Genomic DNA, 14,769 nt, shown 5'->3' on the forward strand with positions numbered 1-14,769 from the left:
CTGCCGAGCCGGGCGCTGGCCGTGCTGATCGACCTGGTCGTGGCGTGGGCGGTCTATCTCGGGGTGACCATCGGCGTCGTCGCTTCCACGGCTTCCTTGGACGACGCCGCGGCCGCCGCGGTGGCCGTCGCGAGCTTCGTACTCCTTCTGGTCGGTGGTCCCATCGCGGTGGAGACGCTCAGTCATGGACGGTCCTTGGGGAAGCTGGCCTGCGGGTTGCGGGTGGTGCGGGACGACGGGGGGCCCATTCGGTTCCGGCACGCGTTGGTGCGGGGGGCCATAGGGGTCGTCGAGATTCTGATGACCTTCGGGGTCGTGGCGTGCGTCGCGTCGCTCGTGTCGGCGCGGGGGCGGCGGCTCGGGGATGTGTTCGCGGGGACCTTGGTCGTGCGCGAGCGCGTTCCCGCGGGGCGGGCCGCTTTTGTGCCTCCGCCGCCGCCCTGGCTGATGGGGCGGTTCTCCGGGCTCGATCTGTCCGGCGTCCCCGAGGGGCTGTGGCTCGCGATCCGGCAGTGTCTGACGCGGATGGGGCAGTTGGATCCGCAGGTGGGCTGGGCGATGGCGGAGCGTCTTGCCCGGGATCTGGCGGAGCGTACGGGGGCTCCGGTGCCACCGGGTGTGCCGCCGGCCGCGTATCTGGCGGCTGTGGTGCACGAGCGGCAGGCGCGGGACGCGCGGCGGACCTTCGGTGGGTCTGCCGGGAGTGGCGCTGCAGAGCCGGGTGCGGGACCTGGTGCGGGGTTCCGGCCCGGGCCCGGCTACAGCCATGTGCCTGGCCACGGACCTGCGTACGGCGGCGATGGGACCGCACCGCTCCCGTCGCGCTCCCCCGCTCCCGGTGCCGTGCCGCCGGCGGGGCCGCGTGGTGGCGATGAGGGCGTGCCTCCTGCCACGGGGTTCGTGCCGCCTGCTTAGCCGGTCGAGGCATGCGCAGGGGTGGGCGGACGGCGTCAGGTAAAGGTCGAGGGCGGGGTTTCGAGGTGCTCCAGCTCGATGCCGGGGGCCGCGAGGACGACGTCGCCGGTGATGTGGACCGCGTGCTGTTCGCCGGTGTCCAGGGCTGTGACCTGGTATTCGTCCACGATCAGCGGGCCGTTGTCAGTGGCGTGTGCTTCGCTTTTCAGCAGGGCCCAGGACTGGTCGAGAGTGCGGGGGGCGAGGACCGGGTCCGTGAAGGCGACCAGGCGGACGCGGGTCGCGGGGGAGGCGGGGGTCAGGCGCAGTAGCCGGGCCGTCGAGACGAGGAAGGCGGGGGATGTGCCGGTGAAGGTGTGGGCGGGTGCGTTGTCCTCGGTGGCGTGTGCGCCGGTGGGGTCGGTGCGGACCCATGTGACGCCGTTGAGGGCGGCGGCGCGTACCTGCCAGTCGCCCGCGTGCAGTTCGAGGCGGATGGGGCGGCCCCGGTCGTCGAGTGCGAGGTCGACGGAGCCTGCGGGGGTGCCGGAGGGGGCGGTTCGCTGGGCGACATAGCGCCAGCCGGAGGGGCCGGGTGCGCAGTGGAAGTGTTCTTCGCCGAGGGGGGTGTGATCGTGCGGATCGTGGAGCGAATATCGGCCGCGGGGCATGGGCTGGGTCCTGGTCCTCGGTCGGTCGGTTTCCTGCGGGAGAAGTGGTCCTGCGAAGGGAGGTGGCGAGAGGTGGCTTCCGTGGGGAGAAGTGGCTTCCGCCGGGAGGAGTGCTTTCCGCGGGGTGGGTCGCTTCCCTTCGATGAGAGTCGCACGCCTGCCGTGGGGGTCGCCGTCCCTGTGGTGAGGCGCGTCCCGGCCGTGGGAATCACCGTCCTGCGGTGAGGCGCGTGCTTGCGGTGAGGCCACCCGCTGCGGGCCGCGTCCCTGCGGTGAGGTGCCCCCTGCGGTGAGAAAGGGGGCAGGCCCCCGCCGCGGGGGCGAGGGCCTGCTGGAGGGTGCTGGCTGACCGGCGGCCGGTCGGCTGTCAGTAGCGGTAGTGGTCGGGCTTGAACGGGCCCTCGACCTCGACGCCGATGTACGCGGCCTGCTCGGGGCGGAGCGTCGTGAGCTTCACGCCGAGCGAGTCGAGGTGGAGGCGGGCGACCTTCTCGTCCAGGTGCTTGGGGAGCACGTAGACGTCGGTCGGGTACTCCTCCTGCTTGGTGAACAGCTCGATCTGGGCCAGGGTCTGGTCCGCGAACGAGTTGGACATCACGAAGGACGGGTGGCCGGTCGCGTTGCCCAGGTTGAGCAGGCGGCCCTCGGACAGCACGATCAGGACCTTGCCATCGGGGAACGTCCAGGTGTGGACCTGCGGCTTGACCTCGTCCTTGACGATGCCGGGGATGGCGGCGAGGCCGGCCATGTCGATCTCGTTGTCGAAGTGGCCGATGTTGCCCACGATCGCCTGGTGCTTCATCTTGGCCATGTCCGAGGCCATGATGATGTCCTTGTTGCCGGTCGTGGTGATGAAGATGTCGGCCTTGTCGACGACCTCGTCCAGCGTCGTGACCTGGTAACCGTCCATCGCCGCCTGGAGCGCGCAGATCGGGTCGATCTCGGTGACGATCACGCGGGCGCCCTGGCCGCGCAGGGACTCCGCGCAGCCCTTGCCCACGTCGCCGTAGCCGCAGACAACGGCGGTCTTGCCGCCGATGAGGACGTCCGTGGCGCGGTTGATGCCGTCGATGAGCGAGTGGCGGCAGCCGTACTTGTTGTCGAACTTCGACTTCGTCACGGCGTCGTTCACGTTGATCGCCGGGAACAGCAGCGTGCCGTCACGGTGCATCTCGTACAGCCGGTGCACACCGGTCGTGGTCTCCTCGGTCACGCCGCGGATCTCCGAGGCGAGCTGGGTCCACTTCTGCGAGCCGTCGGTGATGGTGCGGTTGAGGAGCTCCAGGATGACGCGGTGCTCGTCGTTCTCGGCGGTGTCGACGGACGGGACCTTGCCGTCCTTCTCGTACTCGACGCCCTTGTGGACCAGGAGCGTGGCGTCGCCGCCGTCGTCCAGGATCATGTTCGGGCCGCCGGTGGGGGTGTTCGGCCAGGTCAGGGCCTGCTCCGTGCACCACCAGTACTCCTCCAGGGTCTCGCCCTTCCAGGCGAAGACCGGGACGCCCTGGGGGTTGTCCGGGGTGCCGTTCGGGCCGACGGCGATGGCCGCGGCGGCGTGGTCCTGGGTGGAGAAGATGTTGCAGGAGGCCCAGCGGACCTCGGCGCCGAGGGCGACCAGGGTCTCGATGAGCACGGCGGTCTGCACGGTCATGTGCAGGGAGCCGGTGACGCGGGCGCCGGCGAGCGGCTGGCCGGCGGCGTACTCCTTGCGGATCGCCATCAGGCCGGGCATCTCGTGCTCGGCGAGGGTGATCTCCTTGCGGCCGAACGCGGCGAGGGAGAGGTCGGCGACCTTGAAGTCCTGGCCGTTGGTGGCAGTCGTCATGAGTGAGCTGCTCCTCGTGGGGTTGGTCGAGGGTGGGCATGGCTGACCTGCGGCGTCGGGTACAAGGGTGCACCGGCGCGCGCAGCGCAGTCCGTCGGAGGCCCTCTCTCCCTCGGCCGGTCCGTGCGTGGACCGCCCGACCGCCATCAGCAGCGACGTCTGGCTCACCCACAAAGCTACACCGGTCGGCCCAGCGAACCCCAGCCCGCCTCCGGGCACGGCATCACCGGTGGATAGGCCGCCAGACCGGACGTTATGGGACGTTTGCGCTTTTGATCCTGCGCTCACGTGTTGCAGGATGCCTTGAGATCGGGAACATGTGCGCGATCTTGTTCGGTACATCGGTAAAGGCATGAGGAGACCCACGTGACCAGTCCGGCCGACCCTCCCACGGGCGGGGACACCAGCGGACAGCGACGGCTGAAGCTGCTCGCGGTGACCGCTTGTCCGACCGGCATCGCCCACACCTACATGGCGGCGGAGAAGCTCTCGCAGGCCGCGGAGAGCCTCGGGATCGACATGAAGGTGGAGACGCAGGGCTCCATCGGGGCCGAGAACGTACTGTCTGACAACGATGTCAGAGACGCCGACGGCGTCATCATCGCGGCCGACAAGGACGTGGACCGCAGTCGCTTCGCGGGTAAGCGGGTGGTCTCCGTCGGGGTGGCCGAGGGCATCAGCCACCCGGAGCGGCTGATCGAGCGGGTGCGGAGCGCGCCTGTGCAGGGGGGCGGTGGTGGTGGTTCTGCCGTGTCTGCTGCGTCTGCTGGGTCTGCCGCGGGGAGTGGGGGCGGGCGGGAGCGGAGCGTCGCGTACAAGGCGCTGATGAACGGCGTCTCGTACATGATCCCGTTCGTGGTGGTCGGTGGACTGCTGATCGCCATCTCGCTGGCGCTGGGCGGTGACGCCACGTCCAAGGGCTATGTGATCCCGGAGGGGACCTTCTGGGCGCACGTCAACGCCATCGGGGTCATCGGCTTCACGCTGATGGTGCCGATCCTGTCGGGATACATCGCGTACGCCATCGGGGACCGGCCGGCGCTGGTGCCGGGCATGATCGGCGGGTGGATCGCCAACACGGGTGAGCTGTACGACTCGAAGGCGGGAGCCGGTTTCATCGGCGCCATCGTGACCGGGTTCCTGGCCGGTTATCTGGTGGTGTGGATCAAGAAGGTCCAGGTCCCGAAGTTCGTCCGGCCGATCATGCCGATCATCGTGATCCCGATCGTCGCGACGACAGCGCTCGGGCTGTTCTTCATCTACGTCATCGGCAAGCCGATCTCGTGGGTCTTCGAGCACCTGACCGACTGGCTCAGCGGTATGACCGGGGCCAGTGCGATCCTGCTGGGCGCGGTCCTCGGGCTCATGATCGCGTTCGACATGGGCGGGCCGGTCAACAAGACCGCGTTCCTCTTCGGTACGGGGCTCATCGCGACCGGCAACCAGACCGTGATGGGCATGTGCGCCGCCGCCATCCCCGTGATGCCGCTCGGGCAGGGGCTCGCCACACTGATCCGGCGGCGGCTCTACTCGGAGCAGGAGCGCGAGACCGGGATGGCCTCGCTGTTCATGGGGATGTTCGGAATCTCGGAGGGGGCGATTCCGTTCGCTGCGGCGCGGCCTGCGCAGGTCATCCCGGCCAACATGCTCGGCGGCGCGGTCGCAGGAGCCGTCGCCGGTATGGCGGGTGTGGAGGACGCGGTGCCGCACGGGGGGCCGATCGTGGCGGTGCTGGGTGCCATTGGCGGTGTACCGATGTTCTTCGTGGCCGTGGCCGTCGGCGCGGTCGTCACCGCGTTGACCACGGTGACGCTCATCGACCTCGGCGGGCGCAAGCGGCGTGGGGCGGGTGTGGCCGGTGGGCCGGGTGGTGGTCCCGAGCCGGTGTTCGCGGGGGTCGGGGCGGCTTCGGGGAGTGCGGTGGGCGGCGCGGCTTCCCTGGCGGGGGCGTCGGTGGGGATGGCGGGTGCCGCTCCGGGAGCGGATGCGTCCGCAGCGGCTTCCGGGGCTTCCGGGGCTTCCGGGGCTGAGGGTCCCGCCGCCGCTGCCGCTACGGAGGCCCCGGCGGGGGAGGTTCTCTCCGGTTACCTCACCGAACGGACCGTGAAGGTCCAGCTGGAGGCCCGGGACAAGGAGGCCGCGATCCGCGAGATGGCCGCGCTCCTCGCCACCACGGGCAAGGTCGACGACGTGGAGGAGCTGGTGCGCACCGCGCTGCGGCGCGAGGCGCAGGGCACCACCGGGCTCGGCGAGGAGATCGCCATCCCGCACGCGAAGACCGACGCGGTGCTGGCCCCGGTCGTCGGGTTCGCACGCTCGGCGGAGGGCATCGAGTGGGGTTCCCTGGACGGGACGAAGGCCAGGCTGATCTTCATGATCTCCGTACCGGAGGCGGCCGCCGGGGACGAGCACCTGCGGATTCTCGCGCTGCTGTCGCGGAAGCTGATGGACACGGGCTTCCGGGGGCGGCTGGAGGCGGCCCCGGACGACGCCGCGATCCTCGAGGTGCTGCGCGAGGTGCGGTAGCGGGGGTGGCGGGGCTTCCTTCCGGGGCGTTGTCGGGGGGCGGGCCTCGTATGCCGACGGGCTCGGCGTACGCGGGGCTTCTCGTACGTCGGTGAGTCCCTCGTACGTCTGTGACGCTCGCTCGGCCTCGGTGGGAGTCGCGTGGCGTCGACAGCCCGCACCTCCAGCCTCTGGGGGGTTGTTGCAACGTGTGGCTCCGTCGGTGTACCGGGTGCCGTACGGCTGTTCGCAGGCCCATTGGCGTATGCACCCAGCGGCCCATACGCACCCGTCCGCGCGGGAAGCGCCTACGTGGGGCCGGCGGGCGTGTGCCGTTCCGTCCGTCGGCCCGGCGCTCATCGACGCGCGCGAGCCCTTCGAGAGCACGCACGGACACCGAGGGGGCAAGCCCTTCGATACCGCGCACGGACGCCGATGGGGCCCCGCACCATATTCGGTGCGGGGCCCCATCGGCCTGCGTGGGCGCATCCGTGCATACGCCGTGCGGGCGGGAACTCAGTGGCTGTCCATACCGCCAGGCGTCCTCGTCGGGCTGGTGCCGTCTGTCGCTGTCGGCTCGCTGTAGATGTCCGGTTCCAGGTAGATCACGCGGGCGATCGGGACCGCCGCGCGAATGCGCTCCTCGGCGGCGTTGATCGCGGTCGCCACCTCCGTGGCGGTGTCGTCGTGCTGGACGGCGATCTTGGCGGCGACGAGAAGTTCCTCGGGGCCGAGGTGGAGCGTGCGCATGTGGATGACCTTGGTGACCGTGTCGCCGTCGACCAGGGCCTTCTCGATCTTGGCGACCTCCTCCGTGCCCGCGGCCTCGCCGAGCAGCAGGGACTTGGTCTCCGCCGCGAGGATGATCGCGATGGCGATGAGCAGGACGCCGATGCAGAGCGTGCCGATGCCGTCCCAGACGCCCTCTCCGGTGGCGAGGGCCAGGCCGACGCCGCAGAGGGCGAGGATCAGGCCGACCAGCGCGCCGAGGTCCTCCAGGAGGACGACCGGCAGCTCGGGGGCCTTCGCGCGGCGCACGAACTGCGTCCAGGTGAGCTTGCCGCGCAGCTGGTTGGACTCCTTGATGGCGGTCCGGAAGGAGAAGGTCTCGGCGATGATCGCGAAGACCAGGACGCCGACCGGCCAGTACCAGTGCTCGATGTCGTGCGGGTGCTTGATCTTCTCGTAGCCCTCGTAGATCGCGAACATGCCGCCGACCGAGAAGAGGACGATCGAGACGAGGAAGGCGTAGATGTAGCGCTCGCGGCCGTAGCCGAAGGGGTGTTGCGGGGTCGCCTCGCGCTGGGCCTTCTTGCCGCCGACTAGCAGCAGCCCCTGGTTGCCGGAGTCGGCGAGTGAGTGGACGCTCTCGGCGAGCATCGACGAGGAGCCACTGAAGATGAACGCGACGAATTTCGCCACCGCGATCGCGAGGTTCGCGGCGAGTGCCGCGACAATCGCCTTTGTTCCGCCTGACGCGCTCATAAGTGCCGGGGGTCCCTTCGCCTTCGTGTGTGGTCGGCCATCGCGGGCGGGCAGTGCTCCGGTGCGCTGCCCGGCCGCTTTGCCCGTCCTTTGCGGTGGGTCATTGTTGCAGCACGGGAGGGTGCTGTTGCGTCAGGCCACCACAGTGGCCCGGAAAACCGTGCCCACTCCGGACACTTCGACCTTTTCTCCGGCGGGGACGAACCCGGACTGGCCGGGCGTCAGGGGCAGTTCGCCCGCGCGGACCGAACCCGCAGTGCAGAGCAGGATCTGCGGGGTGGCGGCGGTGAGGTCGTGCGGGGCGGCGCCCTCCGGCAGCGTGAAGCGGGAGAGGCGGAATTCGTCGATCGGGGTTTCGTAGACCTCTTCGTCGGCGGGGGACGCCTCGGGGCGCAGGACGCCGGGATCGGTCGCCTCGAAGCGGACGATGCGCAGGAGTTCGGGTACGTCGACGTGTTTGGGGGTCAGTCCGCAGCGCAGGACGTTGTCGGAGTTGGCCATGATCTCGACGCCGAGGCCGTCGAGGTAGGCGTGCGGGACGCCGGCGCCGAGGAACAGGGCCTCGCCGGGCTGGAGTCGTACGTGGTTGAGGAGCATCGCGGCGATGACGCCCGGGTCGCCCGGGTAGTGGTGGGCGATGCCGGCGTACGGGGCGTAGGGGCCGCCGAGGCGCTGCGCGGCGCCCGTGACCTCGGCGACCGTCTCGGCCATCTGTTCGGGATCGGCGGTCAGTACGGCCGTCAGGACCTCGCGCAGGGCGGCGTCCTCGGGGTGGGCGCGGAGCAGGTCGACGTACGGCTTGAGGGAGTCGACGCCGAGGGTCTCCAGGAGGTCGGCGGTCTCGGCGGGGGCGCGGAAGCCGCACAGGCCGTCGAACGCCGTGAGGGCGCATATCAGTTCGGGCTTGTGGTTGGCGTCCTTGTAGTTGCGGTTCGGGGCGTCCATGGGGACGCCCCTGCTCTCCTCGTCCGCGTAACCCTCCTTCGCCTGGGCGAGATCGGGGTGCACCTGGAGCGAGAGCGGGGCGCCCGCGGCGAGGATCTTGAGGAGGAAGGGCAGGCGCGGGCCGAACTTGGCGACCGCCTCCGGGCCGAGCTCGCGCTCCGGGTCCGCCTCGATGACCGCGTTGAGCGCGCCCCGCTCGGTGCGCGAGGGCGCGCCCGGGTGGGCGCCCATCCACATCTCGGCCTGCGGCTCACCGCTCGGCTCGACGCCGAGGAGCTCCGCGATGGCGGTGGTGGAACCCCAGGCGTAGGGGCGGATGGTGTTGCTGAGGCGGTCCACGGAGGGGTTCTCCTTTACTGCGTACGCGAGTGCTGAACTGCCGCCGGTCCGGTCGGCGGGGGTGCGGCCTGAGCGGTCATGATCGGCCCCCGGAGGCGAGCGCCAGGTAAACGGCGGCGAAATCCGTGACGGCGATCAGCTCCGCGAGCGCTTCCAGTTCGTCGGCCGCCTCCGGTTCCAGTTCGCTGAGCGCGACGTCGTGGCCGTGCGCCAGTTCGCGGGCCGCGGGCGCCGCGGTGAGGCCGCCCAGGTCCGCCGGGCGGTCGCGGAGCAGCACCACGCGGGCGCGCAGGGCCGCTGGTCGTCGACGCGGTCGCGGAAGAAGTCGTCGGTGTCGTCGCCGCCCGCGGGGTTGCCCGCCAGGAGGGCGCCGTGAGCGGGCAGGGCCTCGGCAGCTCGGCGGCGAGCGCCGCGTGCCCGGCCAGCTCGGCGAGGGTGGCGGCGAAGCGGCGGCCCGCGGCCCCCGCGGACTGGCCCTCGGTCCAGATGAGCGGGAGCGCGTCGGCCAGCTCGGCGGCGAGTGTCTTGGCGGGGTTGCTGTACGTCGCGATGGCCGGGCCGCAGCGTTCCGCGACGCGGTCGAGGCGGTCGGCGACCTTCTGGAGGGTGTCGACCGGGGCGGTGATCAGGCCGGTGCGGTCCAGGAGGACGAGGAGCGGGACGAGCAGGGCCCACAGGGTGCACGGGGCGCCGGGCGCGGCTTCGTCCTCGACGCGGCGTGCCTCGTACGAGGCGGTCTCCCTGGTGGCTTCGTCGTGCGCGCCCTCGTACGCGCCGTAGGGCGAGGCGGCCAGGGGCACGGTGAGGCCGTGGCTGCCCGCCACGCTCTCCGCGAGGGGGGTGCGCACGGGGGCGACGGCGACAACCGTGCAACCGCGGCGGTACGCCTGCTCGGCGAGGAGCGTCAGGCCCGGTTCGGAGCCGTCCGGGGTGGCGATGAGCAGCAGGTCCACCGGTCCCACCCAGCCGGGCAGTGCCCAGCGCAGGGCGCCCGCGGCGGGGGCGACGCCGGTCGGGGCGAGGCGGATGACGGGGCAGGCGGCGCCCGCGAGGCCGTCGAGCAGGTCGGCGACGCAGACGACGGCGGTGCCCGGTCCCGCGATCAGGATGGCGCGGGGGCGGCCGTCGGGCTTCAGTTCCGTCAGGTTACCTCGGCGGCGTGCCGGACCGCTGTGCGGACCCGGGCGCCCGCCTCGGCCGCGCCGCGCAGCAGTCCGCGGCGGTCGGCGCGGGCCAGCGCCTCGGGGTCGTCGAGCAAGGACTCGTCGAGCATGGGGAGGGGCCTCCGATCGCCGTGCGCGGCTTCCTGCGCGCTGCTGGGTCGTGCCGGGGCGGGTGCCGTTACGCGGGGCGGCGGGCCTCGTCGACCAGCAGTACGGGGATGCCGTCGCGGACGGGGTAGGCGAGGCCGCACTCCTTGGCGTCCGCCGTGCAGATCAGCTCGCTGTCCGTCTCCTTGAGCGGGGCGTGGCAGGCCGGGCAGGCGAGGATCTCCAGGAGGCCGGCTTCGAGCGCCATGGGGTGGGTCCCTTCGAGCTGATGTGGTGAGGTTTTCGCGGTGGTGCGAGGCGGTGGACCGCGCTCCCGCGGTACGGGATCCCGCGGTGCCGCCTCGCCGTACGCGGCCTGGTCAGCCTACCTCCGTGGCAGGCGGCCCGGGTGGCCGTCAGCCGCGGATGATGGCCAGCGCCTCGTCGCGGACCTTGGCCATGGTGGCCTCGTCCCTGGCCTCCACGTTCAGCCGCAGGAGCGGCTCGGTGTTGGAGGCGCGGACGTTGAACCACCAGTCGGCGGCGGTGACCGTCAGGCCGTCCAGCTCGTCCAGGGCGACCCCGTCCTGTCCCTCGTACGCCGTCTTGATGGCTGCCAGGCGGGCGGTCTGGTCGTCGACCGTGGAGTTGATCTCGCCGGAGCCGGCGTAGCGGTCGTACTGCGCGACGAGGCCGGAGAGCGGGCCGTCCTGCTCGGCGAGGGCCGCGAGGACGTGGAGGGCGGCGAGCATGCCCGTGTCCGCGTTCCAGAAGTCCTTGAAGTAGTAGTGCGCGGAGTGCTCGCCGCCGAAGATCGCGCCGGTCCTGGCCATCTCCGCCTTGATGAAGGAGTGGCCCACGCGCGTGCGCACGGGCGTGCCGCCGTTCTCCTTGACGACCTCCGGGACCGACCAGGAGGTGATGAGGTTGTGGATGACCGTGCCGGAGCCGCCGTGCTTGGCGAGTTCGCGGGAGGCGACCAGGGCGGTGATGGCCGACGGGGAGACCGGGGCGCCGTTCTCGTCGACGACGAAGCAGCGGTCCGCGTCGCCGTCGAAGGCGATGCCCAGGTCGGCGCCCTCGGCGCGCACGCGCTCCTGGAGGTCCACGATGTTCGCCGGGTCGAGCGGGTTGGCCTCGTGGTTGGGGAAGGTGCCGTCCAGCTCGAAGTACATCGGCACGAGCTCCAGGGGCAGACCCTCGAAGACGGTGGGGACCGTGTGCCCGCCCATGCCGTTGCCCGCGTCGACGACGACCTTCAGGCTGCGGTTGGCCCTCAGGTCGACCAGGCCGCGCAGGTGCGCGGCGTAGTCGGTGAGGGTGTCGCGCTGCGTGAGGGTGCCGGGGGTCGCCGCGGGCTCGGGGGCGCCGGTCTCGGACCAGCCCTCCACCAGGGCGCGGATCTCCGCGAGTCCGGTGTCCTGGCCGACCGGAGCCGCGCCCGCGCGGCACATCTTGATGCCGTTGTACTGGGCGGGGTTGTGCGAGGCGGTGAACATCGCGCCCGGCAGGTTCAGCGCGCCCGAGGCGTAGTACAGCTGGTCCGTCGAGCAGAGGCCGATCTCCGTGACGTCCACGCCACGCGCCGCCGCCCCGCGCGCGAAGGCCCGCGAGAGCCCCGGCGAGGAGGGGCGCATGTCATGGCCGACCACGATCGCGTCCGCCGCCGTGACCTGCGCGAAAGCCGCCCCGAACAGCTCGGCCAGCGACTCGTCCCACTGATCCGGGACCACCCCGCGAACGTCGTACGCCTTCACGATCTGGGACAGATCAGCAGTCACGGCCAACCCTCTCTACAAGCTCTGCGAGTTACGTCGGTACGTCGGTCACCCCACGTCGGTCGTCCCAAACTACCCGCAACGACCGACAACGAACGGAGAGCGGGCACCGAGCCACAGCCCCGCCCCCGTCAAGGAAGCATCCAGCCGAGCACGGCCGTGCTCTGCCCGACCACGATCAGGCACATCACCAGGAGCAGTCCGAGGCTCCACGGCAGCACCTTGCGCAGCAGATCCCCCTCTTTGCCCGCGAGGCCGACGGCGGCGCACGCGATGGTCAGGTTCTGCGGGGAGATCATCTTGCCGAGGACCCCGCCCGAGCTGTTGGCGGCCGCGAGCAGCTCCGGCGAGAGCCCGGACTGCTGGGCCGCCGTCACCTGGAGGGCGCCGAAGAGGGCGTTGGCGGAGGTGTCGGAGCCGGTCACCGCGACGCCGAACCAGCCGAGCACCGGCGAGAGGAAGGCGAGGCCCGCGCCCGCGGCGGCCACGTAGTGCCCGATCGTGGCGGCCTGTCCGGAGAGGTTCATGACGTACGCGAGGGCGAGCACGGACGTCACGGTGAGGATCGCGAAGCGCAACTCGTGGACGGTGGCCGCCCATTCCCGTACCGCCACGCGCGCGTGCACCCCGATGACCGCCGCCGTGCCGACCCCGGCCAGCAGCACGAGCGTCCCGCCGGTCGCCACGAGCGGCAGCGAGAAGACGTTGCCGCCGACCGGGTCCCCCGAGGGGTCGGCCACGTTCAGGAAGGGCCAGTCGAAGGTCCGCGTCGCCTTCGTGAGGAGGTCCTTGACGGCCGGTATCTGGGCGAGGGAGAAGACGGCGACGATGAGGGCGTAGGGGGCGTAGGCGCGCAGCACCTCGGGGCGCGGGTCGTGGTGGTCGAGGTCGTCGCTGCGTACGCCGGTGAGGACCGCGGCGCGTACGGGCTCGGCGGCGGGCCGTCGGGCGTGCGGCACGGCCATCAGCGCGCCCGCGCCCGCCAGGGCCGCCCCGATGTCGGCGAGTTGCGCGGAGACGTGGTTGGAGGCCGCGAACTGGGCGGCGGCGAACGCGAACCCGCACGCGAGCGCCGGTACCCAGGTCTCGCGCAGCCCGCGCCGCCCGTCCACGAGCCACACCAGGAGCAGTGGGACGACCAGGGCGAGCAGCGGGGTCTGGCGGCCGACGACGGTGGCGACGGTGTCCAGGGGGGAGGCCCGTCACCTGGGCGAGCGTCACCACGGGCGTGCCCATGGCGCCGAAGGCCACGGGCGCGGTGTTGGCCACGAGGGCGACGACCGCGGCGCGCACCGGATCGAAGCCGAGGGCGACGAGCATGACCGCGCTGATCGCGACGGGCGCCCCGAAGCCCGCGAGGGCCTCCAGGAGCGCGCCGAAGCAGAAGGCCACGACGAGGGCCTGGATGCGCGGGTCGTCGGAGAGGCGTCCGAAGGAGCGGCGCAGGATGTCGAAGTGCCGGGTGCGGACCGTCATGCGGTACACCCACAGGGCGTTGACGACGATCCACAGGATGGGGAAAAGCCCGAAGAGGGCTCCTTGCACGGCGCTGGAGGCGGTCTGGCCGAGCGGCATGCCGTACGCGAGCCAGGCGACGAGGACGGCGACCGCGAGGCCGATGAGGCCTGCCCGGTGGGCCTTCATGCGGACGGCGCCGAGAAGGACGAGAACGGTCAGGAGGGGCAGGGTCGCGACGAGTGCGGACAGGCCGAGCGAGTCGGCCACGGGCTCCAGTTGCTGCACGTACACGGAACGCCTCCCGGGCTATGGGGTGGCGAAATCGTCATGGCCTCGGTGAACGGGCGTCAACGTGCGGGAAGGAGAGGATCCGGTGAAGGGGCGTCAGGCTCCGCTTCGGGCGGCCTCAAGGGCTACGGCCTTCAGGACTACGGCGACCAAGAGGCCGGCCTTGAGGACGTCGGCCTTCAGGACTCGGGGGAACGCAGCACGCGGAGGTGGCCGCGCCGCGCGACCTCCATCGGGTCCGTCCTGCGTGTGCCACCGCCCTCGGCCGCGCGCTCCTGGGGCCGGGCCGCCTCACGCACGGCGTTGGCGAGCGCTTCGAGGTCGTCGCCCGAGGGGCGGGGCGGGGCGGAGGCGTCGGCGAGCCGGACGACCTCCCAGCCGCGGGGCGCGGTGAGGCGCTCGGAGTGCTCGGCGCACAGGTCGTAGCAGTGGGGTTCGGCGTACGTGGCGAGGGGGCCGAGGACCGCGGTCGAGTCGGCGTAGACGTACGTCAGCGTCGCGACGGCGGGACGGCCGCAAGCGGTGCGCGAACAGCGACGTACAGGGCTCACGACGTTGGACGGTACCGCACTCTTGAGCGGGCCGCGACGACTCTCCATGAGGTCACTCCACCGTGTCGTGCCGTGGTCCCCGCGTCGGCGTGCCGCGACGGCACCGCGTTGACCTGCGCAGACGCCTGTGACTCCAGGGGCGGGTGGTGTTGAATCCGGTCACCACATGGCGTGAATCACGTCATGTGGCGCGCGCTCGACGGTCCAGGAGAGATACGGAATCGAGTCCAAACTCGTCCGGAACGGTCAGGAAGCGACATGCCGCGCAGCGCCCGATAAGGCCGATCCCGGGGACTACGCTTCATCAGTGATGGACGACCCCGTACAGCCCCGTTCCGCAGAACCGAGGCCCCGCCGCCGCGACCGCCACGGCAGGGGCATGCGCGGTCCCGTGGCGCCGCCGCAGGTACCGCTCTCCGCGAGCCGCGCCGAGGCCTTCACGGACCTCGTGCAGGACTCCGTGGAGCGGCTCGAGCGGCGCTGGCCCCAGCTCGCGGAGGTCGAGTTCCTGGTCCTTGAGGTACCGCCCCTGGGTGGCCCCGGCGGAGCCGACGGGGAGTGGCAGGACGAGGCGGTGCCGCTCGGTGGTTCCCTCTCCGCGTCCGAGGGGAAGCCGGCCCGCGTGATCATCTACCGGCGGCCGGTCGAGATCCGCACCAAGGGGCGCGACGAGCGCGCCGCCCTGGTGCACGAGGTCGTCGTCGAGCAGGTCGCCGATCTGCTCGGCCTCTCCCCGGAGTCGGTCGATCCGCGCTACGGCGACGAGGACTGACGCCGGCT

General features: G+C 71.6%; 10 protein-coding genes and 2 pseudogenes (1 of these 12 cut by a window edge). 3 read left to right on the forward strand and 9 right to left on the reverse strand.

Annotated elements, in window-relative coordinates; all coding sequences use genetic code 11:
• Window positions 1–915, forward strand: partial view of an RDD family protein gene (locus KKZ08_RS15265; RefSeq protein ID WP_223774967.1) — the 3' portion only. The gene continues 54 nt to the left of window position 1, outside the view; the window shows 915 of its 969 coding nt (coding positions 55–969); the start codon falls outside the window, past its left edge; its stop codon occupies window positions 913–915.
• A gap of 35 nt (window positions 916–950) precedes the next feature.
• On the opposite strand, the gene KKZ08_RS15270 is transcribed toward KKZ08_RS15265, so the two are convergent.
• Together KKZ08_RS15270 and ahcY are read right to left on the reverse strand one after the other, a co-directional pair.
• Window positions 951–1,565 (reverse strand): hypothetical protein, encoded by a 615-nt coding sequence (locus KKZ08_RS15270; RefSeq protein ID WP_223774968.1) that lies wholly within the window; start codon window positions 1,563–1,565, stop codon window positions 951–953.
• 367 nt (window positions 1,566–1,932) lie between these two features.
• Complete coding sequence (gene ahcY / locus KKZ08_RS15275; protein ID WP_223774969.1) at window positions 1,933–3,390, reverse strand: adenosylhomocysteinase; 1,458 nt, start codon at window positions 3,388–3,390, stop codon at window positions 1,933–1,935.
• Between the two features lie 366 nt (window positions 3,391–3,756).
• On the opposite strand from ahcY, the gene KKZ08_RS15280 reads away from it, so the two are divergent.
• Window positions 3,757–5,916: a fructose-specific PTS transporter subunit EIIC gene (locus KKZ08_RS15280; protein WP_223774970.1), complete on the forward strand. Its 2,160-nt coding sequence runs from the start codon at window positions 3,757–3,759 to the stop codon at window positions 5,914–5,916.
• A 495-nt stretch (window positions 5,917–6,411) separates the two neighbouring features.
• Here the strand turns inward: KKZ08_RS15280 and KKZ08_RS15285 are convergent, their stop codons facing one another.
• From KKZ08_RS15285 to KKZ08_RS15315, 7 genes and pseudogenes are all read right to left on the reverse strand, one after another.
• Window positions 6,412–7,380, reverse strand: a complete 969-nt coding sequence (locus KKZ08_RS15285) for a cation diffusion facilitator family transporter (protein WP_223774971.1) — start codon at window positions 7,378–7,380, stop codon at window positions 6,412–6,414.
• 132 nt (window positions 7,381–7,512) lie between these two features.
• On the reverse strand, window positions 7,513–8,664 hold the full coding sequence (manA, locus tag KKZ08_RS15290; protein ID WP_223774972.1) for a mannose-6-phosphate isomerase, class I: 1,152 nt from the start codon (window positions 8,662–8,664) through the stop codon (window positions 7,513–7,515).
• Between the two features lie 76 nt (window positions 8,665–8,740).
• Window positions 8,741–9,937: pseudogene (locus KKZ08_RS15295) on the reverse strand (SIS domain-containing protein).
• A 68-nt stretch (window positions 9,938–10,005) separates the two neighbouring features.
• The gene (locus KKZ08_RS15300; RefSeq protein WP_127912062.1) at window positions 10,006–10,182 is read right to left on the reverse strand and encodes a Trm112 family protein; all 177 of its coding nucleotides are present in this window, start codon (window positions 10,180–10,182) and stop codon (window positions 10,006–10,008) included.
• A gap of 148 nt (window positions 10,183–10,330) precedes the next feature.
• Window positions 10,331–11,695 carry a phosphomannomutase/phosphoglucomutase gene (locus KKZ08_RS15305; RefSeq protein ID WP_223774973.1) on the reverse strand — a complete coding sequence of 455 codons (1,365 nt, stop codon included), beginning with the start codon at window positions 11,693–11,695 and terminating at the stop codon, window positions 10,331–10,333.
• A gap of 128 nt (window positions 11,696–11,823) precedes the next feature.
• Window positions 11,824–13,441, reverse strand: a pseudogene (locus KKZ08_RS15310) (lactate permease LctP family transporter).
• Between the two features lie 176 nt (window positions 13,442–13,617).
• Window positions 13,618–14,037 carry a DUF3499 domain-containing protein gene (locus tag KKZ08_RS15315; protein ID WP_223774974.1) on the reverse strand — a complete coding sequence of 140 codons (420 nt, stop codon included), beginning with the start codon at window positions 14,035–14,037 and terminating at the stop codon, window positions 13,618–13,620.
• 262 nt (window positions 14,038–14,299) lie between these two features.
• Here KKZ08_RS15315 and KKZ08_RS15320 point away from each other — a divergent pair, with 262 nt between their 5' ends.
• Entirely contained in the window at window positions 14,300–14,761 is a 462-nt protein-coding gene (locus KKZ08_RS15320; RefSeq protein WP_223774975.1) for a metallopeptidase family protein, read from the forward strand.
• The last annotated feature ends 8 nt before the right edge of the window (window positions 14,762–14,769 follow it).

Source organism: Streptomyces sp. 135, assembly GCF_020026305.1.
GTDB lineage: Bacteria > Actinomycetota > Actinomycetes > Streptomycetales > Streptomycetaceae > Streptomyces.